Here is a 22,914-nt window from a genome sequence, read left to right as displayed (position 1 = left end):
TGGATGCACGGGGGAGGGCGCGTCATGGCGACGTGGCACGGGGGAGCGCTGGTCGGATTCGACCTGGAGACGACCGGGACGGATCCGGGGGAGTCGCGGATCGTGACGGCCGCGGTGGTCGAAGTGCGGGGCGGCGAGGTCCACGAGCGGCGCGGCTGGCTCGCGGACCCGGGGATACCGATCCCGCGGCAGGCCTCGGACATCCACGGGATCAGCACGGAGCGTGCCGTCGCCGAAGGCCGCCCGGTGCGGGAGGTGGCCGAGGAGGTGGCGTCCGTCCTGGTGGGCCACTGGCGCCGGGGCGCGGTGCTCGTCGCGTACAACGCGGCCTTTTATCCGCGCACGCCGGTCGTGTCTCAGGTGTCTCGCGTGCCAGTGCGGCGCCGGCCGGCGGCTCACGCCGGAATGAGGGCCGCGTGATGAGCTGGATCAGTGGGCCGTTGGTGGCCTTCGACCTGGAGACCACGGGAACCGACGTCGAGACCGACCGCATCGTGACAGCGGCGGTCGTGCGCCTAGATTCGGCCGGGGCCGTCTCGGCTGAGCGGACCTGGTTGCTGAATCCAGGGATAGCGATACCCGAGCAGGCGTCGGCGATCCATGGCATCTCGACGGAACACGCTCGCGAGCACGGGGTACCGGCTGCTTCCGCCATCGAAGAGATCGCGCAGGCCGTCGCCGGGGGGCTGCGTCTTGGGATGCCTCTGGTGGTGATGAACGCACGCTACGACCTGTCACTGCTGGACCGTGAGTGTCGGCGGCACGAGGTCGAGTCGATCAGCGAGCGGCTGGGCAGTGTGCCTTCGCCCGTCATCGATCCGCTGGTGATCGACAAGCACGTCGACAAGTACCGGAAGGGCAAGCGGGCCCTCCACGCGTTGTGTGCTCACTACGGGGTGTCGCTCGATGACGCGCATGACGCGAGGGCGGATGCCGTGGCTGCCGCCCGGGTCGTGCGACGCATGGGTGAGAAGCACCAGCCCGTCGCGGTGATGCCACTGGCAGATCTGCATGACCTTCAGGTGCGTGCGGCGGCCGAACAGTCGGTCTCTTTGCAGGCATATCTGCGGCGCACAGCGGACCCGACCGCAGTCGTCGAGCCGGCCTGGCCGCTCATTCCCCGGAGGCGATGACCGCGCTGGTCAGCACTGTCCGGGCGGGAGAGCCTGCAGGTGGGAGAGGGTGATCCGATGCCGTGGAAGGTCGACGTCCAGAATCTTCACGGTGAGGCTGTCTCCGACCTGAACAACATCCTCCGGCCGGTCCACGTGTCGTTCGGCCAGCTCGGTGAGGTGCACGAAGCCTTCGAGGCCGTCCTCTCTGTCTTCGATACGGACGAAGGCTCCGAACGGGACGAGTTTGGTCACGACGCCGTTCGTGATCTGGCCGACCTGCTGAATGAACTGCGGCATCGGGTCCTCTTGCAATGCCTTCAGGGACAGAGACACGCGCTCCCTCACGAGGTCGACGTCGAGGATCTCGGCCGAGATCCTTTGGCCGACTCTGACGACGTCGGAGGGGTGATTGATGCGCCGCCAGGACAGCTCCGGAATGTTGATCATCGCGGTGAAGCCGCCGATGTCCACGAAGGTCACACCGAAGCTGGCGATCTCTGCGACCGTGCCGGTGCAGATCTGCCCACGGTGGAGAGTCTTCAGGAAGGCCCAGTTCCGGTCGCTCGGCGTCGGCTCGGTCCTCCACCGCGCGCGCAGGACGCCGTCGCTGTCGGGCAGGACCGCAGTGAACAGCGGGTGGCGTTCGTCGAGGGTCAAGGACAGAGCCATAGCGGCACGGGCGCCTGCCACCTGGGCGGCCAGTTCCCTGTACTCGGACTCGTCGGCCATCGTGCTGGAGATAGCCCCGTTCTCGTCCTCCCATACGAACTCGACTGAACCCTCGTCGGGAAGCGAGGTGAGGACCGCGTCGACATCGGTGGACAGGTCCGGCCAGACGGTCAACTGGGCACGAGGGGTGAGTCGGGCGCGAACCGCATCGAGGTTCCCATCGGTGAGGCGATGCCAGCGGGAGGCATTGTGGAGGTACCCCTCCTCCAATATCGCGGCGTGCCGTATGGCGATGGACCAGCGTAGACGGGCCCAGAAATCTTCGTTGGCGGGTCGCTGCACGCCGGGCTCGTCGAAGTCCGCTTCGTAGGGCGAGGCCTCCAGCCGCTCCGGGAAGAGACCGAGAGCCCGCGTGCGGGCAACGGCGCGCTCGCAGGACTTGTCACTGCTGATGTAGACGTACTGGTCCCAACCGACCTGCACGTCGAACTTGTCCTCCACCGCCAGGCGGCACCAGGCACCGTTGTCGCGGAGCATGACCCTGACCAGCTCCAGGCCGAGGGGGAGAGACACCTCAGCACCATCATGGAACCCGCTGAGATCGGGTGGGAAGAGCCCGGCAAGGCCGTGGCCGTCGACCGCCGGCTCCAGGCCGAAGTAGGCAAGGCTGGAGATCCCCGGCTCGCGAATGGCCAGTCGGTCGATGCCGGTGTCCTCGGCGAAGGCGGCAATCGCTTGCAGATACGCAGCCTCGACCGGTCCGTGGTCGCTGCTTGAGTCCTCAGCGCCGACGTAGCTGCCATGCTCGTCGCGGTCGGCAGGGTCGTACTTGGTGATCCGGTAGACGAAAGGCGGCACGTTGCTCCCCGTGGTTGTTGACGATGCTTGCTCCGCGGCCGATCTCGTGATCGGGAGCGTAGGACGGGAGGGGCCGGCGCATCGCCGCCTTTGAGGATGGCCAGCGGGATCACCTTCTGCAAGCGGGATACCGTGCCGCATCAGGCCGCATCGATCAGCGGCGATCGATACGAGTGACGCGATCGCTTCGCTCAGCTGCCTTGGAGAGACGCTGGTTCTCCAGTGTGAGGAGCTGAACCTGCTGTGCGAGGACGTTGATCGAGGAGCGCAGCTCCCGCACCTCGCGTGCATGCTCTTGGCGGAGTCGGCGCTCGGCGCCCTTCAGGGCCTGGACCTCCTGCCGGAGGGACGCTGAGGGCGCGGCTGTTTCTTCTCGATCGGCTACGAGGTTTCGGAATTCTGCCAGAACATGGGGGTAGCGGTAGGCGCTGGCTCTGCTGACGCTGGCTTCAACGGCGAGTGATGCGACGGTCAGGGAACCGTCGCTACGGGTGGGCTCTCCCCGGAGTAGGCGTTCGGAAGCCCCTCGGAGGGCTGATTCGGTTGCGTCAGTCGTTGGCACAGCCAATACCCTCGATCACTTTGGTGACGTCGTTGAGGTGACCTCGCAGAGCCGTTCGCTGGAGATCGGAGAGCCCGACGAAGGCCAGTGCGCGCTCGGTGTCTCCGCGTGCTGCTTCCCACCCGCTGCGATGCCGGGTCGTGATGGTCGAGTTCCCGCACCGGTCGGGACGGCAGCTGTTGAGCAGAGGCCGGTCCTCGCCGCTTGGCGTGCGACAGAGGGCGGTCTCAGGCTGGTAGTAGCAGTCGTTGAGCGTCCCGATGTGCAGGGTGCGTGCGGAAGCCTTGAGCATGGCGTACAGGCGGCGCTCGTCGACCACCCTGCCCGCGAAGTCCTGGAGCTCCTGCTGGACACGCGCGAACTCGTTGTCGGTCCGTGGTCCGCCTGGGGATGTCGAGCGTACGCCTGCCTTGAAATCCTCGTAGCGCTCCACGACATCGGCCAGGCGGGCCAGCGCCTCTTCAGCAGCCACTTCCGCGCGGAAACCAGAGGAGGAAGTACCCGCGTACCCCTCGAACATGGCCACGGAGAGATGCTTGTACTGAATCATCCCGGCCACGGCGCCGAACGGGCGGTGCGCGATGTGCCAGGCCACGGTCCTGCGGAACTGGCGGGTCGTAAGGTTCCACGGTTCCCCATCGACATCGGGCACCGGAAATCCGATGCCGGCGCAGTGAGCCAGGAACTCGTTGAGGTTGTCATTCATGCGGTTGGCAGAGATCGTCGAGTGCGGTCGGCCTGTTACCGGACGGCAGAACAGCATGTCACGATGGGGCAGGCGTTGCAGGACTTCGATGGCTTCCGCGACGGGCTCGATGACGACCCAGCTCTCCGGTGCGCCTCGCCCACCTTTGATGAGCTGCGACCGCACCTTGTGCCGGACGACGACACCGTCTGCGCTCCGCTCGGTGAAGTGGCAGCCGTCCCGGAGTTCCTTGACTTCGGAGTCGCGCATGCCGGACAAGTAGGCGATGAGGATGTAGCAGGCGGCCCGCAGGAGCCGTTCCTCATGGGAAACGGCCGGAGGGCTGAACCTATCCCGCCACGGCCGCCCGGTCTGCGGATGTGGAGTGATGGGCGTGTCCATGCCGCCGGGCTCGGGCCCGAGCCGCTCCAGTGCCCTGACGATGTGGTTGGCGTAGGAGCCGCTGGCAACCCCTCGTCCTGCCCCCGACTTGCGCATGATGTACGTGTAGGCGGGTGAACCGGCCAGGTGAGGTTGGAGACCGGCGCCATCCAGCACCGGGACACCTCGCCCGTCGGCTGCGAGGTCGTCGAGGTAGCGGTCCAGGCGGGCGAGCGACTGCCCGTGGATCTCATTGACGGAGGCTTGCAGTTCCATCAGCTCCGCGCGCGCGTCGATGATGTCCGATGCCGCGGTGCGGACGTAGAACAGGGCCGCCTGTACCAGCGGGGCGATGACCTGGGGCGGGATTCGGGGAGTTTGGTTCTCGTGCTTGCTGACGGCAGGGCCGCCGATGACGCGTGTGAGGGGGCGGCCGTTCCAGGGATTGGTCGCCAGTGCGTCCGTCGGCATGGCCTCTGCCGCGAGGTGGAGGCGTGGGATGACCTGGAGGCGGTGGCGCATGCCGCTGTGCATCAGTCTTTCGGCCCGGCAGTGAACCAGGTAGGAATCGAGAACCGGCTGCGTCACAGCGTCCAGGCGAATCCCGTCGTGTTCGGAGTCGAGGAATCGGAGGAAGCACCGCAGGTTCCACCACTCAGCCGACACTGTCGAGATGGACGGAAGGGGACCGTGAACCGGGCGGGTGTTGAGTCTCCAGAACAGGAACTCGCGCGCCGCCTCGCGCCGTGTGACATCGCTGAGTGACTCGAAATCGATGAAGAACTCACTGGCGTAGCGGTTCCCGGCATGCCCGGCGACCGCGAGATTCCAGACGCCGTCTCCGAATCGCGGCATGAGGGATGGATCAGCGGTGAGGGGGCGCCCGGACAGTACGGCTGTTGCGTCGGAAGGACGGCTGGTGACGACACTGCGTGGAAGAGGCTGTGCGGGCATCAGTGGCCTCCCAACAGGTTGTGGGGAAGAAAGAGCAGGCGTTCGGAAGATTCGGCGATTGCCCTGGCGTCCAGCACGTCACGCTGGCTGAACCTCGGGACGATCGATTGCAGAATCTGCTGGTGAGCGTTGCCGAACCGCGCTTCCCACTCCGCTGCGGGTGTCTTGGCCCGTTCAGTCACGATGTGGTTGAGGAAGGCCAGGATTGCTGGGAGTTTCCTCCGGGTGATAACGGCATTACTGCACCCCAGGCAGGCGAAGAAGGAGACCGGGCAGGGCTTGCCTTTGACTCCGAAAGGCGAGTCGAAGAAGCTGCGGCAGGACGACAACCAAAGGTCGGATTCGCCGGACAGGAGCGGCGGTAGCTGCTCGGCCGGGACCCCAAGCAACTCAACTGCATCCGTCGGTTGTTGAGTGAGGCGTTCTTCCTCTTCCGGCGTCAGGACCGTGGGAGTCTGGGCGTCAGCGAGTGCGTCCTGCAGGCCGTCTGCCACGGCCTGTTCGTGGAGAGCGCGCAGTGAGGGGATGTCTGCGTAGTGCGCCGCGGCGACGTCCTGCGAATGGCCCTGCACGAACGCCGACATTCTGCCGCCGGTCACCTTGTAGACGGCAGCCTTGTAGGTCTTCCGAAGTCGGGACAGGCGCAGGTCGACGGGCTTCCCCGCATCCGTCAGCCGGTGGGCCGAGACGAAGCTCCGAGCCGCACTCGACGCGGTTCCAGCGCTGAGGCCTGCGGACAGTACCCCGTCCTTCGTCCTGAACTGCCAAAGCGCCGGCAAGCCGGTGGCCTCTCTGACAGGCGCTGTGAGCCGCAGGGCCAGCCGAAGCAGCCCGCCGGGTGAGTTGGACGAGCCGTCCCGGACCCTGATCGTGTTCCATTCCTGGCCGTGCCGCCGTCGCTTGAGGTATTCGACCTGCACATAGCCCCGGTTGGGATTCTTCAAGCAGTCGGCGGTCAGCTCTCTGGCCGCTTCCACCTCCATGCCGCTTTCGAGACAGAACAGCAGGAGCAGAGCGAACACGTCGCGGCTGGTCGGGTACACCAAGGGTGCAAGGCGGCCGGGAGTGCGCGCATTAGCCAGGCCGGTGCCAACAAGATCGGCCAACTGTGTCCGTGTGAAGGTCCCGTGGGTCCGGGAGATTTCCCACAACACATTCGGGTCGGAGTCCCAGCCTGCGGTCCGCGGGTCCTGGCCCCGCGCGAGGAGCGCTGGCCCCTCCAGCGTCAGCCGTCGGATCGCGTCATCGACGTCAGAACGTGCGGCAGTGCGTAGCTGCTCGGCGAGGTGCGGCGAGTAGGCGTCGCGAGGGGTATAGGAGCCGACCGGGCCAGTGGATGTGTAGGAGAGCCTCCGGAGCATCGAGGGGGATAGTCCCTGTTCCTTCTCGCCGAGTCGGCGCAAGATCCACACGATGTCGGCGATACGGGCGTAGGGCGTCCGGGAGAACTCTGGGCGGCCCTCCCGGAGGTGGCTCTCGAATCCGTCGAGGTGATGCGGAAGGAGGTCACTGACGCGGACTTCCATCGCTTCCGTGGAGTCGAGCCACCGCGCCCACAGTCGGCAAGAACGCGCACGATTGCGGAGCGTATGCGGTGAACCAGTCCCCTGCCCCACCTCACACGAAGCCGCCAATTCGACCCCCAGAGCCCCCAGCAGCCGCTGCTGCGGCTCTCGGGTCCAGTCCACGACGGCCGTCCGGTTGTCCGGGAAAGAGACCTCGATCTTCAGAAGTCCGAGCGTGTCCGGAGCCGTATCGACGACCTGGAGTGAGGGTGCGTTCAATCGGGCTTTACGCCGCCCCCGGCCTACCACGGGGGCGCTCCCGGCGTCTGAACAGAGGAGTTGTCGAACTCATGCGACACGTGATGTGCCGTATCCACGACCTCGGATGTCCAGGCATCCACCGCGCCGTCGATCAGAGCCTGGGCCTGGTCGGTACAGCCGAGGTAGATGTACGTGGTGGTGATCGAGGAATGCCCCAGTAGACGGCGAAGGTGATCGAGTGGGTCACCGATGATGCGTCGGTACACGCCGTCGCTCATCTCGCCCTTCTCCACCGAGCCGATCTGTTCCTGGATCAACGCGGACAGCAGATGCACGGCAAAGGTGTGCCTGAGGACGTGGGGTGTGGCGTCGACGTCGATCCCGCGCGTACGGCATCTCTCCGACGCCCGCACGAAGACCGACTCCCAGGCCGACAGAGACACGGGTCGCCCTTCCTGGCCGAGCCAGACGCACGCCGAGCCGAGGGAACGGCCCTGATCGTCAACGAGGTACAGGCGAGATCGGAGTGTCGGCGGCAGACGTGACCAGGGGACCCTTCGGAGCCTGCCGTCTTTCATAGGTACGCGCACACCTCGTCGGTCGGCTTGACTCCCCAGCACCGCGCCGGCAGGCAGCGGACAGCCGCGGGCACGCCAGCGGTCCAGCATCAGGGAGCGCTCGATCTCCACGTAGTCGGCCACGGCGCGCAGGACTCGATGGGGCAAGAGGATCTTGCGTCCCTTGTCCCGCTTGGCAGTCGGCGGCGCCAGGTCGAAGGGCACGCTCTTCGTGTCCCTCTGGCCGTCCAGGGCCGGGAGTTCCGGCCAGCAGAGCGAAGCGGCCTCCTCGATGCGCAAGCCAGTGGTGACCAGCAGCTCGGCCATGACGACGTTTCGCTCCGCATTACGGCCTCGGAAGCTCGAATCAGCCGTGCCCCTCTGCAGCTGACCCCGTAGGCCGATGTCGCGGAAGGCCGCGTAGCGGGGAACGGAAAGGAACTTCACGTTTCCGCGTTTGGCGGCTTTCTCTACTGCACGGTTGTTGCGGACGCGGACCTGCTGCCCGGAGCCAGTGCGCCGCGAGCTCTCGTAGTACTTGAACGGCGTTCGCTCGATCAGAGCCTCGTCCACCGCCCATGTGTAGAACTTGTCCACGGCAGCGACGCCCCGGTTCCAGGTCGAGGCCGAGACAACCTGTGTCGGGTCGGGAGAGACGCGCCGGGCTCGATGGAAGGCGGTGACGTCGTCGCGGTCGGCGTGCCAAAGGGTCTTGCCGCGATGCTCCTGGAGGAACCGTCCCCAGGTCAGCAGGTCCAGAGCGTAGGCACGCCAGGAATGTGCAGACCTCACCCCGAGGGTCGGCAAGGACCACAGGAATCGATTGAGTTGGACGTCGTAGCTGCCATCATCGCCGAGGATGAACGGTGCACCGGCATGTAATCCGTGCCGTGCGAGCGCCTTCGTCGCGTCTCTCACCCCGGCTGCTTCCAGCGCATCCGGGTCGGTGAAGAAGATCTCCATTTGATCGCACCCCCTGTGCCCCATCAACGACGTTGGGGAGGGTGAGACACGGTCGTGCGTGGATAAGGCCTTCGACCTGACGCTGCTGAGCGCGGAGCTGGCCCGGTACGGGCTGCCGTCGCTGTCCGACCGGTTGGGCGGGCCGCGGACGGGTCCGGTGGCGGACCCGCTGACCATCGACCGGGCCGTGGACCGCTACCGGCGGGGGAAGCGCACGCTGGAGGCGGTGTGCGGGGTGTACGGGGTCACCCTGGACGACGCGCACGACGCGGGGGCGGACGCGCTGGCCGCGGTCCAGGTGGCGCGGGCGATAGCCGCCCGCCACCCGGAGGTGGCCGGCCTCACCCCGGCGGACCTGCACGACCGGCAGGGCACCTGGCACGCCCGCTGGGCCCGCGACTTCCAGTCCTACCTGCGCAAGCAGGGCACCCCGGACGCGGTGATCGACACGGCCTGGCCCCTGCGCGCCCTCATACCGTCCTCGGCCTGACCGTCGGTCGCCCCACCGGTCCTCTCGGGCCCGGTGGAACACCAGGGGTCTTGGTGGCGCACCGTCAGAACGCGTGCCAGCGCATGTGCGGGTCGCGGTGGCGCAGTGAGGCGACTCGGTCGCGGAATTCGGTCAGGGCGTTCGGGTTGGTCGGGGCGTGTTGGGCGACCCAGGCGCAGCTGGCCGTCTCGCGGGCGCCGCGCAGGACCGCGCAGCCGTCCCACTCGCGGACGTCCCAGCCGTATGCCGTCACGAAGGACTCGTACGACGCGGCGGGCAGGCCGTAGCGGTCGCGCGACAGGGCCATCACCACCAGGTCGTGCTCGCGCAGGTCCGCCGAGACGGTCTCCAGGTCCACCAGGACCGGGCCGTCCGGGCCCACGTGGACGTTGCGGGGGAGGGCGTCGCCGTGGATCGGGCCCGGAGGAAGGTGCGGGGTGAGCCCCGCGACCTCACCGGCGTAGGCGTCGCGCCGGGCCCGCAGGTAGGCGGCGTCGGCCGGGTCGATGGCCTCGCCGGCCAGCCGCAGCCAGCGTTCGACGCCGCCGAGCAGATCCCGTGCCGGGAGCTCGAACGGCGGGGCGGGCAGGGCGTGGATGTGCCGCAGGAGCACGGCGAGGTCCTCCGGGCCCGCCGGACGGACCGCTGCCGGGAGCCGGTGCCACACGGTCAGCGGGTGTCCGTCCACCAGCCGGGGCTTCGGCTCGGCCGCGCGGACGGCGGGGACCCCGCGGTCCGCGAACCAGCCGGCCACCGCGAGTTCCCGTTCGGCGCGCTCCAGCAGGGCGGCCTCCCGGGCCACCTTCACCACCAGGTCGCCGACCGCGAAGACGGCGTTCTCACCGAGCGCCAGCAACTCGGCCCGCCCGGCCCGCCCGGCCCGCCCGGCCCGCTCGGCCCGCTCCGTGCGGCCGAGGCCCGCCGCCGTCAGTACGTCCCTGGCCCGCGCCTCGTCCATGCCGTCTCTCCGCTGCCCTGTCCGCCGTCAGCCCCGGTCGCCCCCGGTTGCCTCGATCGCGCCAAGTCTCGCATTCCGGTGTGCGCCGCCGCGCGCCGCAATATCGATTGCACGATACGTATCGTCTCGTTACGGTTGGTTCATGACCTCAGCCAAGCCCGCGCACATCGCCATGTTCTCCATCGCCGCCCACGGGCACGTGAACCCGAGCATCGAAGTGATCCGGGAACTCGTCGCCCGCGGCCACCGCGTCAGCTACGCCATCCCCGCCTCCTTCGCGGAGAAGGTCGCGGAGACCGGCGCCACACCGGTGATCTGGAACTCGACCCTCCCCACCGAGGACGCGCCCGAGGAGTGGGGCACCGAACTCATCGACAACATCGAACCGTTCCTGAACGACGCCATCCAGGCGCTGCCCCAGCTCGCGGCCGCCTTCGAGGGCGACGAGCCGGACCTCGTCATCCACGACATCACCTCCTACCCCGCTGCCGTCCTGGCCCACCGCTGGGGCGTCCCGTCCGTCTCCCTCTCCCCGAACCTGGTCGCCTGGACGGGCTACGAGGAGGAGGTCGCCGCGCCCATGACCGCCGCGCTGCGCGCCACCGAACGCGGCAAGGCGTACTACGCGCGCTTCCGCGCCTGGCTCGACGAGAACGGCATCGACGAGGACTCCGACCGCTTCGTCGCCCGCCCGCGCCGCGGCATCGTGCTCATCCCGCGCGCCCTCCAGCCGCACGCGGACCGGGTCGACGCGTCCGTCCACACCTTCGTCGGCGCCTGCCAGGGCGACCGCAGCGCCACCCAGGGCACCTGGAAGCGGCCGGCCGCGGCGGCGGGGAAGAAGGTGCTGCTGGTCTCCCTCGGCTCCGCCTTCACCCACCAGCCCGGCTTCTACCGCGCCTGCGCCGAGGCCTTCGGCGACCTCCCCGACTGGCATGTCGTCCTCCAGATCGGCAGGTTCACCGACGAGGCCGAACTGGGCGAGATCCCCGCCAACGTCGAAGTGCACCGCTGGGTTCCCCAGCTGGACATACTGGGCCAGGCCGACGCCTTCATCACCCACGCCGGCGCCGGTGGCAGCCAGGAAGGCCTCGCCACCGGCACCCCGATGGTCGCCGTCCCCCAGGCAGTCGACCAGTTCGGCAACGCCGACATGCTCCAGGAGCTGGGCGTCGCCCGGCACGTCCCGATGGACCGGGCCGACGCCGAGACCCTGCGGGAGGCGGTCCTCTCCCTGGTCGGCGACCCCGAGGTCGCCGCCCGCCTCGAAGCGGTCCGAGCGCGGATGGCCGACGAGGGCGGCACGCGACAGGCCGCCGACCTCATCGAGGCCGAACTGCCCGACGTGTCAGTGGCCCGCCCTATCGTTCGGTCATGACCACTCGGAAGTTCGCCGCGCTCCTGCGGGGCATCAATGTCGGCGGGAGCAAGAAGGTCCCGATGGCCGAGCTGCGGAAGGTCCTGGAGGGCCTCGGCCACGGGGACGTCCAGACCTACCTGCAGAGCGGCAACGCCGTCTTCAGCAGCGCGAAGGACGACCCGCGCGCCCTGGCTCGGGAGCTGGAGGCCGCCATCGAGGCCCACTTCGGCTTCAAGGTGCCCTGCCTCGTCGTGGACGGCGCGTACCTGCGCGCCGTCGCCGACGCCTGCCCCTTCCCGGCCGCCGAACTGGAGGGCAGACAGCTGCACGCCACCTTCCTCTCCGAGCAGCCGGGCGAGCAGCGTTTCGCGGGGATCGACGGGCCCTCGTACCTCCCGGAGGAGTACCGGCTCGGCGACCGGGTCATCTACCTCTACGCGCCCGAGGGCCTGGGCCGCTCCAAACTGGGCGAAGCGCTGGCCAGACCGGCCGTCGTCAAGGGCCTCGATGTGACGAGCCGCAACTGGAACACGGTCGTCAAACTCGTCGAGCTGACGGGCGGGCCCGATGCCGCCTAACGCCTAACACCTAATACCTAATACCTAACTCCAGTCGATGTCGGCCACGCTCTCCAGCGGGGCCCGGTCCTCCACGGATTCCGGTACGACCAGTGTGTCCGCCTGGATCATCGTGGCGGGGAACTTGAGGTTGGTCCGCTTCTGCACCTCGCCCAGCTTGACCTGGAAGACGCGGAACTCGTCCAGCTCCAGGATCTCGGCCAGGACCAGGTTCTGGGTGAGCAGGAACGCCTTGCACTTGAGCGTCCCCTTCTCGGAGTAGACGAGCACCTTCCAGAACTCGCGCGGTATCTGGACGTTCCGGAAGACGCGGTCGTCCTCGTGGAACACCGGCCCGCCGAACACGCTGATCTTGAGGCCCTCGACCTGGACGTCCTCGTAGAGGGCGTTCTCCAGCTCACCCCAGACGCCGGCCTTCGCACTCTGGTTGAAGTCGTCCATCTGGGGGGTGATGTTGGTGTAGAAGAACGAGTCCGTGTTGGCCCTGTCCGCCTCGGGCATCGTCCCCCAGAGCAGGTCGGCGCGGCGCGCTATGTGACCCCGGTCGAGCCGGTTGTCCTTGTACAGCTCATTGCTGACCTGGGCGTTGGCCGGCAGCCGCGGGTCCTTCTTGAACTCGATCCCGCTGCGGTCGAGCTTCTTCATCATGCCGCCGTCGATGTTCCAGGCCACCCAGAACGCGAACCGCCGCTTCCCGTTCTGTGCCAGCGAGAAGTGCGTGTACGGGACGACCTCGGTTCCGTCGAGCTGCACCGCGTCGGCCTTGATGGACGGGCCGAGCTGCGGGGTCGCTATCGGAACCGAGAGGAAGCCCGGGTCGTACCCCGTCACGGCCTCCAGCGAATCGGGGGGCGGCTGCTGGAGGGTGATCTTCAGTTCCTCGAAGACCGCCTGGGGGAAGCAGGCGAGCGCCCGCTCGTCGGGGTCCCCGTCGCTCTCGCCGCCGAAGTGCAGGCCGGCCAGCACCTCACTCGGCCGGCCGCCGCGCGTCTTGAAGATCCACGCCGAACCCGAGTCGCCGGGCGCGCTGATCTCCCCGTCCTCCGCCGGCTTGTTGGGGTCCGGGCCTATCTCGAAGCAGTCGATCTCCCGTACGCCGACCGGCGCACCGTAGTCGATGCTGACGCGGGCGAAGGGGCGGCTCACCACCCCGTGTGTGACACCGGTCGTGCGCCCGCACTTGACGACCTTGTCGTCGATCTGCGGCTCGCCCAGCTGCGTCGGCGTGACGTCGAGGTCGAGGATGTTCGTGTCGAACTCGCGGCCCGTGATGCTCGACACCGCGCAGTCGCCGACCAGCCCGAGGTGGGACCGCTTGAGCGTGCCGAGAAGGTTCAGGTCGAGGCGGCTGTCGTCCGCCTTGCCCGGCTGCACGACCTTGTCGCCCAGCTCGCCCTTGCGTCCGTTCAGGACGTGCCAGTTGCTCAGCAGGCAGGTCGAACCGTCGTTCTTGTCGAAGACGACGCACCCGAAGGTGCCGGCGGACACCTTGACATTGCCGACGCTCACCCCGGGACGGACCGGATCGACGCGCTTCTGCCGTTCCGGCGTCTCCGCCTCGGCCACCACGAGGAAGTGCGGCTTGTAGCTGCGCTGGACCACATCGGTCGGCACCTTCACGCCGCCGCCTATGTCGATGACGTCGGGGATCTTGGCGCTCCTGAGCCCGTCCACACCCTCCGGCCGCACCTTCTTGTCCACCGTGAACTGGAGGGCCAGTTCCTTGCCCCGCTTCCCCTTCGTCTCCTTGTAGCCGATGCCGATGGACGAGATGTTCGGGTCGCTGAGATAGCCCGACCCCTGCGTACGGATGAACTGCTTGAGCGAGGTGATCAGCTCGTCCTGCCCGCCGGCGGAGCCGGCAGCCGAGGACGTGGAGGACGTGCGCTTCTTGGCAGCCATCGAAGGCTCCCTTCAAGCGAGAAGTTCCCGCGTGGGAACCCCGCCGAAGAAGATGCCGCCCCCGCGGTCGCCGAATCGACGCAAGCAGGCTGGGGCTCCCCGCTCTGTACGTGCGATTCCAGCCTACGAGCGAACCCGCGCCCCTGCCTCCGGGACCAGGAGTAGTGGACCGCTGAACTACCCGGCGAGCCCGTCGAGCAGGGCGAGTTCCCGCGCCGTGAGGTGCACCGTCGCCGCGTCCAGGTTCTCCGCGAGGTGGACGAGGGACCCCGTGCCCGGGATCGGGCACAGGACCGGGGAGTGGTGCAGCAGCCAGGCCAGCGCGATCTGGCCCGGCCCCGCCCCGTGCTCGCCGGCCACGGCGGTGACGGCGGCCGCGCTCTCACGCGTCAGGGCGCCGCTGCCCAGCGGGTGGTACGGGAGGAACGCGATCCCGCGCGCCTCGCACAGCGCGAGCACCTCGGCCGAGGAGCGGTCCAGCAGGTTGTACGGGTTCTGCACCGAGGCGATCGGGACCGACTCCATGGCCTGCCGCAGCTGTTCGGCCGTGACCGTGTCCAGACCGATGTGCCGGATCTTGCCCTCGGCCCGCAACTCGGCCAGCGCGCCGAGCTGTTCGGCGGGCGGAACCTCCGGATCGAAGCGGTGCAGCTGGTAGAGGCCGATGCTGTCCACGCGCAGCCGCAGCAGGCTCGCCTCGCACATGGCCCGGAGCTGCTCCGGACGGCCCGCGGCGTGCCACCGGTCGGGGCCGGTGCGCACCACCCCGCCCTTGGTGGCGATCACGAGCCGGTCGCCGTACGGGTACAGGGCCTCCGCGATCAGCTCTTCCGCCAGGTCGGGGCCGTAGTTGTCGGCCGTGTCGATCAGGGTGACGCCGCGCGCGACCGCGTCCCGCAGCAGCGTCAGGGCATCGGCCCGTTCACCGCGCGGACCCCAGTAGCCGGGGCCGACCAGACCGCCCGTACCGAGGCCGAGCCGCCGTACGGGCAGATTCCCACCGAGACTGAACACCATGTCCGCCATGGCCCGACGGTAACGCACTGCGCGGGGTGTGCCAGGCTCGGAACATGCGTTACATCATCATCGGCGCCGGGGCGATCGGCGCGGCCATCGGCGGGCGGCTCGCGGAATCGGGCCACGAGGTCGTACTCGCCGCGCGCGGCGCGCACGCGGAGGCCTTGCGGACGGACGGGCTGCGGCTCACGACGGCGGACGGGGAGCGGGTGCACCGGCTGCCCGTCGCCACGGGACCGGCGGAGCTCGGCGAACTCCGGCCGGACGACGTCCTGCTGCTGGCCGTCAAGACCCAGGACGCGATCGCCGCGCTCGACGCGTGGGGCGACGCGGAGGTCGCGGGCGGGGGCACGGCCGCGCAGCGGCTGCCGGTGCTGTGCGCGCAGAACGGGGTGGAGAGCGAACGGCTGGCCCTACGGCGCTTCGCGCGGGTGTACGGGGTGTGCGTGTGGCTGCCGTCCACGTTCCTGGAGCCGGGGGTGGTCTCGGCGCGGTGCGCTCCGCTGACGGGGATTCTGCACCTGGGCCGGGCGGCGGGCGGGACCGACCCGCTGATCCGGCGGATCGCCGCCGACCTGGAGAAGTCCGGGTTCGAGGCGCCGGTGGTCGAGGACGTGATGCGGTGGAAGTACGCGAAGCTGCTCGGCAACCTGGGCAACGCGATCCAGGCGACGACGGGGCCGGAGCCGGACCCGGCGAAGGGGGCGCTGCTGCTCCGCGCGATCCGTGAGGCGAAGGCCGCCTTCGAGGCCGCCGGGATCGGCTACGCCACGGACGCGGAGCAGGCCGCCGCGCGGGACGGCAAGGTCGAGGAGCCGGCCGGGGTTCGGGGCGGGTCGTCGTGGCAGTCGCTGCACCGGGGCACGGGCTCGATCGAGGCGGACTACCTCAACGGTGAGATCTCCCTGCTGGGCCGGTTGCACGGGGTCCCGACCCCGGTGAACGACACCCTCCGCCACGCGGCGAACATCTTCGCCCGCGAAGGCCTCCCGCCGGGCGCGATGTCCATCACGGACCTGACGGCCCTGGCCGACGAGGCCGCCGCGCGCGCGTAGCCGGGCCCGGGGCCGGTGCCGCCAGGCGGGCGTATCCGGTCCGGGCGGGCGGCGCTGCGCGGGGCCTCCCGGGCTCTGCCCGGACCCGCGCCTCAATCGCCGGCGAGGCTTGATTTGCGCCGGCGGTGGGGGGATCCGCTGCGCGGGGCCTCCCGGGCTCTGCCCGGACCCGCGCCTCAAACGCCGGCGGGGCTGGATTTTGGCTGATGCCGCCCGCCAGGTGCGGCTGGATTGCCCGCAGGGCAATTTCAGCCTCGCCGGCGTTTGAGGCGCGGGGTCTGGGGCGGAGCCCCAGGGGGACCGGGCGGAGCCCGGGGGCGCTTGCGCGGCGGCGGCGCAGATGCTCCGGGTCAGGCCGTCAGGGCGGGCAGGCGGGACGGGGCCGTCGCGGCGGCGGCGTAGCGGTGCAGCAGGAGGCGGGCCAGTTCCGGGGCCGCGCCCAGGACATCGGCCACGACATCCGCGCCCCCGGCAACCGCGCCGGCGGCGATACGGTCCGGGAGGCGCCCCGGGGCGATGACGTACGGGGCCACCACCACCCGCCGGACGCCCTCAGCGCGCAGCGCCCGTACCGCGTCCTCCGTACGGGGCAGAGCGGCGGAGGCGAACGCAGGCCGCACGGCGCACCAACCGGTGTGCCGCCACTCCCGCGCGGTTTCAGCGATCACTGCGATCGCCTCCGGGTCTGTGGAACCGGCGGACGCGAGCACCACACCGGTGCCGGCGCGGTCCGCCGGGTCGAGGCCGGCCTCGAACAGGCGGCGCTCCAGGGCCGAGATGAGCAGCGGGGACGGTCCGAGGACGTCCGCCACCGAGACCGAGAGCCCCGGCAGGCGGACCAGCGCCTCCGACAACGCCGCCGGTATGTCGGCCTTCGCGTGGAAGGCGCGGGTGAGGAGCAGCGGCAGGGCCACCACGTCACGGACGCCGTCGGCGTACAGCGCGGACAGGACCTGATCGACCCGCGGGGCGTTGAAGTCCAGGTACGCCGTCTCCACCCGCAGCTCCGGCCGCAGCGCCCGCGCGCGCCGGGTGAGGGCGTGCACGGTCGCCGCGTGCCGCGGGTCGCGGCTGCCGTGGGCGATGACCAGCAGGGCGGGGGAGGCGGGGGACACGCGGCTCAGCTCTTCACCAGCAGGCCGCGGCTGCGCAGCACCCAGCGCTCCAGCGGGCTGAAGATCAGCAGGTCGATGGCGATGCCGACGACCAGGATCAGGATGATCGCCAGGAACACGCCCGGCAGGTCGATGTTGTTGCGGCCGTTTTCGAGGAGCTGGCCGAGGCCGAGGCCGAGGTCGGGCGAGCTGGCGATGATCTCGGCGGCCATCAGGGAGCGCCAGGAGAAGGCCCAGCCCTGCTTCAGCCCGGCCAGGTACCCCGGCAGCGCGGCCGGCATGACCACGTGCCGGGCCCCGCGCAGCCCGGTGGCGCCCAGGGTGCGGCCGGCCCGCAGGAACAGCGGCGGGATCTGGTCGATGCCGGAGACGAGGCCGTTGGCGATGGACGGCACCGCGCCCAGCAGGATCACCGTGTACATCATGGCGTCGTTGAGGCCGAACCAGAGCACGGCCGGCGGCACCCAGGCGACCGAGGGCAGGGACTGCAGGCCCTGGAGGATCGGGCCGATCGCGGCACGGACGAACTTCACCCGGGCGACGAGCAGCCCGAGCGGGGTACCGATGGCCAGGGCCAGCAGGAAGCCGAGCAGACCGCGCGAGACGCTGGTCCAGATGACCTCCAGCAGCGTGCCCTTGAGCCACATGTCGGACAGGCTGTCCCACACGGAGGACAGGGCGGGCAGCTTGGTCTCGTCGGTGACCTTCAGCGCGACGAGGACCTGCCAGACCAGCAGGACCAGGCCCACGGCCACGAACGGCGGCAGGATCTTCTTGACGAGCAGCTCGCGGACGGACGTGCGGTGGGTCTGGACCGCGTCGAGGGCGTCCAGTCCGGCCTCCAGGCCCGCCAGGTCGTCCGCCTTGCCGCCCGTGACCTTCGGGGTGGTGTCAGTGCTGGCCATGGCGGCGGATCTCCCCACGCAGGTGTTCAGTGATCTCAAGGGACAGCTCCGCGACGTCCGCGTCCTCGATACGACGCGGCTGCTGGATGTCCACGGTCCATTCCTTCGCCACCCGGCCGGGCCGCGAGGAGAGCAGGACCACGCGCTGGGCGAGGCGCACGGCCTCGCGGACGTTGTGCGTGACGAAGATGACCGACAGCTGCGTCTCGTCCCAGATGCGGGTGAGCTCACCGTGCAGCACGTCGCGTGTGATCGCGTCGAGCGCCGCGAACGGCTCGTCCATCAGCAGCAGCTGGCTGTCCTGGGCGAGCGCCCGGGCCAGCGCGACGCGCTGGCGCATGCCGCCGGACAGTTCGTGCACGCGCTTGCCGTACGCGTCGCCGAGCCGGACCAGCTCCAGCAGCCGTTCGGCCTCCGGCCTGCGGTCGGCCTTGGCCACCCCGCGCAGGCGCAGGGCGAGTTCGATGTTCTTGCCCGCGGTGAGCCACGGGAAGAGGGCGTGCTCCTGGAACATGAGCGCCGGACGGCCGCCGGGGGTCTCGATCGACCCCACGGAGGGCTTGTCCAGGCCCGCGACCAGGTTCAGGAGCGTGGACTTGCCACACCCCGAGGCCCCCAGGAGGGTGACGAACTCGCCGGGAGCGACATCGAGGCTGATGTCGTCCAGGACGAGCTGCGATCCGGCCGGGCCGGAGAAGGACTTCGAGACGTGCTCGATGCGGGCGGCGTGCGTCGTCTGCTCCGCTACGGAGCCCTCGGCAGCCTTGGCGAGCGTGGTGGCCATGGTCGTCACCTCCTGGGTTGCTGGAACGTGGACTTACTTGGCGCCGAGACCGGCGTCCGAGACCTCGGGCTTGCCGGCGGCCTTCAGCACCTTGTTCAGGAGCGTCAGGTCGTAGATCCCGGCCAGGTCGGGCTGCTCGATGAGCTTGGCCTTGACCGCCCACTCCGCCTGCGTCTTCAGCGTCGTGGCCAGCGGGTCGTCGGTGATCGCGATGCTCGGCCACGCCGGGTCGATGATCTTCGCGTCGAGGGCCTTGCCGCTCTCCGCCTGGAGCTTGGCGTTCGCCGAGGCCTTCGCCTTCTCCGGGTTGGCGTTGATCCACTCGTTGGTCTTCACGGTGCCCTTGAGCACGGCCTCGACCACGTCCGGGTGCGCCTTGAGGAACTTCTGCGACACGATGATGTTCGTGATCACGAACTTCTTGTCGGGCCACAGGGAGGTCTCGTCGAGGAGGACGGAGCCGCCGTCGGAGACGAGCTTGGAGGCCGTGGGCTCGGGCACCCAGGCGCCGTCGATGGAGCCCTGCTTGAAGGCGTCCGGGGTGACCTTGTTGTCCGTACGGACGACGGAGACGTCACCCTTGCCGGACTCCGGGTCGACCGACCAGCCCTTCTCGGAGATCCAGTTGAGGAACGCGACGTCCTGCGTGTTCCCCTTCTGCGGGGTGGCGATCCTCTTGCCCTTGAGGTCGTCCAGGGTCTTGATCTTGTCCGGGTTCACGACCAGCTTGACGCCGCCGGAGGCGGAACCGGAGACGATCCGCAGGTTGGTGCCCTTGGACTTCACATAGGCGTTGATCGAGGGCGAGGGGCCGATGAAGCCGATGTCGAGAGAGCCGCCGTTGAGGGCTTCGATCTCGGACGGGCCCGCGTTGAAGGCCTGCGGCTTGATGGCGGTGCCGCCGAGCTCCTTGGCGATCAGGCCTTCCTGGAGGCCGACCAGAGCCGTGGCGTGCGTCAGGTTCGGGAAGTACCCGATGCGGACCTCGGAGGCGGAGAGCTTCGCGGCGCCGGTGGCGGGGGCGCCCGAAGTCTTCGCGTCCTCCTTCGCGGCCTCGGAGCCGTAGCCGCAAGAAGCGAGCGCGCCGATCAGGAGCGGCAGGGCGGCAGCGGCGGCGACGCCGCGGCGAAGGGTCTTGCGGGTGGCGATACCAGTGGCAGGCACGGGAGGACTTCCTCTCGTGACGCGGTCATCTCATGACGCACGTCTTCGTCTGTGGAGCGGGGGCAGGTACAGCTCGTGGGGGGTGTGGGCGCGCATGCGGTGCGCGTACGTCATCGCGCACATCGCGCCACCCCTCCCTGGCCGCTGCCGAGGGCGCCGCTGCCTACGCGGCCGCCCTCCTTCGCGAAGGTGGAGTACAGATCGGCAAACATGATCTAGAAGTCCCACCCTTCTTCATCCGCCTGGACGGTGGTCCGGGCCTGGGAGGCGAAGGACTCGCCCGCCATGCCCGCCGCCAGGGTGGTGCCGTCGGCCGGGTCGATCAGCAGGAAGGACCCGGTGCGGCGCGAGTCGGCGTACGCGTCGAGCGCGAGCGGCTCGGCGGTGCGGACGACGACGCGGCCGATGTCGTTGGCCACCAGCTGTCCGGGGTTCGGGTGCTGGGACAGGTCGTCGAGGGTCAGCCGCGAGGGGATCTCCTTGACGATCGCCTTGACCGTGCGCGTCGTGTGCTTGAGCAGCACCCGCGCGCCGACGGCCAGGGGCTGGTCCGCCACGTGGCAGACCGTCGCGACGACGTCCTGCGTGGTGGCCGGCGGGTTCGCGGACGGCGCGATCAGGTCGCCGCGCGAGATGTCGATGTCGTCCTTCAGCCGCAGCGTCACCGACTGCGGGGCCCAGGCGATGTCCACGCTCTCGCCGAGCGCGTCGATCCCCTCGATCACCGAGGTACGGCCCGACGGCAGCACGGTGACGGCCTCGCCGACGCGCAGCACGCCGGAGGCGATCTGACCCGCGTAGCCGCGGTAGTCGGGGTGCTCGGCGGTCTGCGGACGGATCACGTACTGCACCGGGAAGCGCGCCGGGCAGGCGGTGAGGTCGTGGCTGACCGGGACGGTCTCCAGGTGCTCCAGCACCGTCGGACCGCCGTACCAGTCCATGTGCGCGGACGGCTCGACCACGTTGTCCCCGGCCAGCGCCGAGATCGGGATCGCGGTGATCTCCGGGACGCCCAGGTCCGAGGCGTACGCGGTGAACTCCTCGGCGATCGCCGCGAAGACCGACTCCTGGTAGCCCACCAGGTCCATCTTGTTGACGGCCAGCACCACGTGCGGGACGCGCAGCAGCGCGGCGACGGCCGCGTGCCGGCGGGTCTGCTCGATCACGCCGTTGCGGGCGTCGACGAGCACCACGGCCAGGTCGGCGGTGGAGGCGCCGGTGACCATGTTCCGCGTGTACTGCACGTGCCCCGGGGTGTCCGCGAGGATGAACCGGCGGCGCGCGGTGGCGAAGTAGCGGTACGCGACGTCGATGGTGATGCCCTGTTCCCGCTCGGCCCGCAGGCCGTCGGTCAGCAGTGCGAGGTCGGGGGTGTCCTGGCCGCGCTGGGCGGAGACGGCTTCGACGGCCTCCAGCTGGTCGGTCAGCACCGACTTGGAGTCGTGCAGCAGGCGGCCCACCAGGGTGGACTTGCCGTCGTCGACGGAACCGGCGGTCGCGAAGCGCAGCAGTGTGGTCGCCGAGACGTCGGCGAACTGCTCGGTGGTGGAGGTCATTTCTAGAAGTACCCTTCGCGCTTGCGGTCTTCCATCGCGGCCTCGGACATCTTGTCGTCGGCGCGGGTCGCGCCCCGCTCGGTGAGCCGGGAGGCGGCGATCTCGGTGATCACGGCGTCCAGCGTGGTGGCGTCGGAGTCGACGGCGCCGGTGCAGGACATGTCACCGACGGTGCGGTAGCGGATGAGACGCGTCTCGGGCGTCTCGCCCTCCTTCGGGCCGCCCCACTCGCCGGCCGTCAGCCACATGCCGTTGCGCTGGAACACCTCGCGCTCGTGGGCGAAGTAGATCTCCGGCAGCTCGATGCCCTCGCGGGCGATGTACTGCCACACGTCCAGCTCGGTCCAGTTGGAGAGCGGGAAGACGCGCACGTGCTCGCCGGGTGCGTGGCGGCCGTTGTAGAGCTGCCACAGCTCGGGGCGCTGGCGGCGCGGGTCCCACTGGGAGAACTCGTCGCGCAGGGAGAAGACGCGCTCCTTGGCGCGTGCCTTCTCCTCGTCGCGGCGGCCGCCGCCGAAGACGGCGTCGAACTTGAGGTGCTGGATCGCCTCCGTGAGGGGGACGGTCTGCAGCGGGTTGCGGACGCCGTCGGGGCGCTCGCGGAGCGTGCCGGCGTCGATGTACTCCTGGACGGAGGCCACGTGCAGGCGCAGGTTGTGCCGCGCCACGGCCCGGTCGCGGTACTCCAGGACCTCGGGGAAGTTGTGCCCGGTGTCGACGTGCAGCAGCGTGAACGGCACCGGCGCCGGCGCGAACGCCTTCAGCGCCAGGTGCAGCATGACGATGGAGTCCTTGCCGCCGGAGAAGAGGATCACCGGCTTCTCGAACTCGCCCGCCACCTCGCGGAAGATGTGCACGGCCTCCGATTCGAGGGCGTCGAGGTGCGACAGCGCGTAGGGCGCGTCGGACTCGCCGGTCTCGTCGTGGACGTGTGCGACGGTGGTCGTCATGCCAGACCCCTCTCGGTGAGCAGCGCGTGCAGGGCCGAAGCCGACTCCCGCACGGTCTGCGTGTGCGACTCGATACGCAGGTCCGGGGACTCCGGAGCCTCGTACGGGTCGTCGACCCCGGTCAGACCGGAGATCTCGCCCGCCGCCTGCTTGGCGTACAGGCCCTTCACGTCACGCTCGGAGCAGACCTCGACCGGGGTGGCCACGTGCACTTCGAGGTAGTCCGTCCCGGCGGCCCCGTGCCGCTTGCGGACGGCCTCGCGGCTGTCCGCGAACGGGGCGATCACCGGCACCAGCGCCTTGACGCCGTTGCTCGCGAGGAGCTCGGCGACGAAGCCGATCCGCTGCACGTTGGTGTGCCGGTCCTCGCGGCTGAAGCCGAGCCCGGCGGAGAGGAACTCGCGGATCTCGTCCCCGTCGAGCACCTCCACGCGGTGGCCCTCCGCGCGCAGCCGCTCGGCCAGCGCGTAGGCGATGGTGGTCTTGCCCGCGCTCGGCAGCCCGGTCAGCCACACGGTGGCGCCCTGGTCGCTCACGCTCATCTGCTCTGTCTCCGTAAGTTCTTCAAGT

General features: G+C 69.5%; 17 protein-coding genes and 3 pseudogenes. 6 read left to right on the top strand and 14 right to left on the bottom strand.

Features of this window, described 5'->3' with window-relative positions; translation table 11 throughout:
* Positions 1 to 24: 24 nt before the first annotated feature.
* Together MTF65_RS23065 and MTF65_RS23060 are read left to right on the top strand one after the other, a co-directional pair.
* Positions 25 to 333 (top strand): annotated as a pseudogene (locus tag MTF65_RS23065) (exonuclease domain-containing protein); the annotation flags it as partial.
* Between the two features lie 86 nt (positions 334 to 419).
* A complete protein-coding gene (locus tag MTF65_RS23060) occupies positions 420 to 1,133 on the top strand; it encodes a 3'-5' exonuclease (protein ID WP_243630823.1) in 714 nt (237 codons plus the stop codon).
* Positions 1,134 to 1,142: 9 nt separating this feature from the next.
* Here the strand turns inward: MTF65_RS23060 and MTF65_RS23055 are convergent, their stop codons facing one another.
* The 4 genes from MTF65_RS23055 to MTF65_RS23040 form a co-directional block, all read right to left on the bottom strand.
* A complete protein-coding gene (locus tag MTF65_RS23055) occupies positions 1,143 to 2,642 on the bottom strand; it encodes a S1 RNA-binding domain-containing protein (protein ID WP_243630804.1) in 1,500 nt (499 codons plus the stop codon).
* Positions 2,643 to 3,190: 548 nt separating this feature from the next.
* Entirely contained in the window at positions 3,191 to 5,125 is a 1,935-nt protein-coding gene (locus MTF65_RS23050; protein ID WP_243630803.1) for a hypothetical protein, read from the bottom strand.
* 98 nt (positions 5,126 to 5,223) lie between these two features.
* Positions 5,224 to 7,008: a hypothetical protein gene (locus tag MTF65_RS23045; protein ID WP_243630802.1), complete on the bottom strand. Its 1,785-nt coding sequence runs from the start codon at positions 7,006 to 7,008 to the stop codon at positions 5,224 to 5,226.
* Between the two features lie 23 nt (positions 7,009 to 7,031).
* Positions 7,032 to 8,510: a site-specific integrase gene (locus MTF65_RS23040; RefSeq protein WP_243630801.1), complete on the bottom strand. Its 1,479-nt coding sequence runs from the start codon at positions 8,508 to 8,510 to the stop codon at positions 7,032 to 7,034.
* A gap of 67 nt (positions 8,511 to 8,577) precedes the next feature.
* Here MTF65_RS23040 and MTF65_RS23035 point away from each other — a divergent pair.
* Positions 8,578 to 9,000, top strand: a pseudogene (locus MTF65_RS23035) (3'-5' exonuclease); the annotation flags it as partial.
* Between the two features lie 64 nt (positions 9,001 to 9,064).
* On the opposite strand, the gene MTF65_RS23030 reads toward MTF65_RS23035, so the two are convergent.
* Positions 9,065 to 9,958, bottom strand: a complete 894-nt coding sequence (locus tag MTF65_RS23030; RefSeq protein ID WP_243630800.1) for a phosphotransferase enzyme family protein — start codon at positions 9,956 to 9,958, stop codon at positions 9,065 to 9,067.
* Between the two features lie 107 nt (positions 9,959 to 10,065).
* On the opposite strand from MTF65_RS23030, the pseudogene mgt reads away from it, so the two are divergent.
* Positions 10,066 to 11,336, top strand: a pseudogene (mgt, locus tag MTF65_RS23025) (macrolide-inactivating glycosyltransferase).
* Entirely contained in the window at positions 11,333 to 11,896 is a 564-nt protein-coding gene (locus MTF65_RS23020) for a DUF1697 domain-containing protein (protein ID WP_243630798.1), read from the top strand. Before mgt ends, MTF65_RS23020 begins: the two are co-directional and overlap by 4 nt.
* A 24-nt stretch (positions 11,897 to 11,920) precedes the next feature.
* Here MTF65_RS23020 and MTF65_RS23015 read toward each other — a convergent pair whose 3' ends face one another.
* Entirely contained in the window at positions 11,921 to 13,798 is a 1,878-nt protein-coding gene (locus MTF65_RS23015) for a DNA/RNA non-specific endonuclease (RefSeq protein WP_243630797.1), read from the bottom strand.
* 177 nt (positions 13,799 to 13,975) lie between these two features.
* Positions 13,976 to 14,824: an aldo/keto reductase gene (locus MTF65_RS23010; protein ID WP_243630796.1), complete on the bottom strand. Its 849-nt coding sequence runs from the start codon at positions 14,822 to 14,824 to the stop codon at positions 13,976 to 13,978.
* Between the two features lie 44 nt (positions 14,825 to 14,868).
* Here MTF65_RS23010 and MTF65_RS23005 point away from each other — a divergent pair, with 44 nt between their 5' ends.
* Positions 14,869 to 15,870: a ketopantoate reductase family protein gene (locus MTF65_RS23005; RefSeq protein WP_243630795.1), complete on the top strand. Its 1,002-nt coding sequence runs from the start codon at positions 14,869 to 14,871 to the stop codon at positions 15,868 to 15,870.
* Between the two features lie 350 nt (positions 15,871 to 16,220).
* Here the strand turns inward: MTF65_RS23005 and MTF65_RS23000 are convergent, their stop codons facing one another.
* From MTF65_RS23000 to cysC, 7 genes are all read right to left on the bottom strand, one after another.
* The gene (locus MTF65_RS23000) at positions 16,221 to 16,985 is read right to left on the bottom strand and encodes a sirohydrochlorin chelatase (RefSeq protein ID WP_243630794.1); all 765 of its coding nucleotides are present in this window, start codon (positions 16,983 to 16,985) and stop codon (positions 16,221 to 16,223) included.
* A 5-nt stretch (positions 16,986 to 16,990) separates the two neighbouring features.
* Positions 16,991 to 17,890, bottom strand: a complete 900-nt coding sequence (locus MTF65_RS22995) for an ABC transporter permease (RefSeq protein WP_243630793.1) — start codon at positions 17,888 to 17,890, stop codon at positions 16,991 to 16,993.
* Positions 17,877 to 18,674: an ABC transporter ATP-binding protein gene (locus tag MTF65_RS22990; protein WP_243630792.1), complete on the bottom strand. Its 798-nt coding sequence runs from the start codon at positions 18,672 to 18,674 to the stop codon at positions 17,877 to 17,879. The genes MTF65_RS22995 and MTF65_RS22990 overlap by 14 nt, the downstream gene beginning before the upstream one ends.
* 33 nt (positions 18,675 to 18,707) lie before the next feature.
* Positions 18,708 to 19,838 (bottom strand): aliphatic sulfonate ABC transporter substrate-binding protein, encoded by a 1,131-nt coding sequence (locus MTF65_RS22985; protein WP_243630791.1) that lies wholly within the window; start codon positions 19,836 to 19,838, stop codon positions 18,708 to 18,710.
* 215 nt (positions 19,839 to 20,053) lie between these two features.
* Positions 20,054 to 21,394, bottom strand: a complete 1,341-nt coding sequence (locus MTF65_RS22980; protein WP_243630790.1) for a sulfate adenylyltransferase subunit 1 — start codon at positions 21,392 to 21,394, stop codon at positions 20,054 to 20,056.
* Positions 21,395 to 21,396: 2 nt separating this feature from the next.
* Positions 21,397 to 22,344 carry a sulfate adenylyltransferase subunit CysD gene (gene cysD / locus MTF65_RS22975; RefSeq protein WP_243630789.1) on the bottom strand — a complete coding sequence of 316 codons (948 nt, stop codon included), beginning with the start codon at positions 22,342 to 22,344 and terminating at the stop codon, positions 21,397 to 21,399.
* Positions 22,341 to 22,886, bottom strand: a complete 546-nt coding sequence (gene cysC, locus MTF65_RS22970; RefSeq protein ID WP_243630788.1) for an adenylyl-sulfate kinase — start codon at positions 22,884 to 22,886, stop codon at positions 22,341 to 22,343. The genes cysD and cysC overlap by 4 nt, the downstream gene beginning before the upstream one ends.
* Positions 22,887 to 22,914: the final 28 nt, after the last annotated feature.

Origin of the sequence: Streptomyces sp. APSN-46.1 (genome assembly GCF_022815725.1) — a bacterium.
Taxonomy (GTDB): domain Bacteria; phylum Actinomycetota; class Actinomycetes; order Streptomycetales; family Streptomycetaceae; genus Streptomyces.
Note: the sequence above shows the minus strand (reverse complement) of the source record. Positions and strands in the feature narration are given on the sequence as shown.

Coding starts and splice junctions, on each gene's coding strand:
- MTF65_RS23060 (WP_243630823.1), top strand. CDS start 420: ATGAGCTGGATCAGTGGGCCGTTGGTGGCCTTCGACCTGGAGACCACG.
- MTF65_RS23050 (WP_243630803.1), bottom strand. CDS start 5,125: ATGCCGCGATTCGGAGACGGCGTCTGGAATCTCGCGGTCGCCGGGCAT.
- MTF65_RS23040 (WP_243630801.1), bottom strand. CDS start 8,510: ATGGAGATCTTCTTCACCGACCCGGATGCGCTGGAAGCAGCCGGGGTG.
- MTF65_RS23030 (WP_243630800.1), bottom strand. CDS start 9,958: ATGGACGAGGCGCGGGCCAGGGACGTACTGACGGCGGCGGGCCTCGGC.
- MTF65_RS23020 (WP_243630798.1), top strand. CDS start 11,333: ATGACCACTCGGAAGTTCGCCGCGCTCCTGCGGGGCATCAATGTCGGC.
- MTF65_RS23015 (WP_243630797.1), bottom strand. CDS start 13,798: ATGGCTGCCAAGAAGCGCACGTCCTCCACGTCCTCGGCTGCCGGCTCC.
- MTF65_RS23010 (WP_243630796.1), bottom strand. CDS start 14,824: ATGGCGGACATGGTGTTCAGTCTCGGTGGGAATCTGCCCGTACGGCGG.
- MTF65_RS23005 (WP_243630795.1), top strand. CDS start 14,869: ATGCGTTACATCATCATCGGCGCCGGGGCGATCGGCGCGGCCATCGGC.
- MTF65_RS22995 (WP_243630793.1), bottom strand. CDS start 17,890: ATGGCCAGCACTGACACCACCCCGAAGGTCACGGGCGGCAAGGCGGAC.
- MTF65_RS22990 (WP_243630792.1), bottom strand. CDS start 18,674: ATGGCCACCACGCTCGCCAAGGCTGCCGAGGGCTCCGTAGCGGAGCAG.
- MTF65_RS22980 (WP_243630790.1), bottom strand. CDS start 21,394: ATGACCTCCACCACCGAGCAGTTCGCCGACGTCTCGGCGACCACACTG.
- cysD (WP_243630789.1), bottom strand. CDS start 22,344: ATGACGACCACCGTCGCACACGTCCACGACGAGACCGGCGAGTCCGAC.
- cysC (WP_243630788.1), bottom strand. CDS start 22,886: ATGAGCGTGAGCGACCAGGGCGCCACCGTGTGGCTGACCGGGCTGCCG.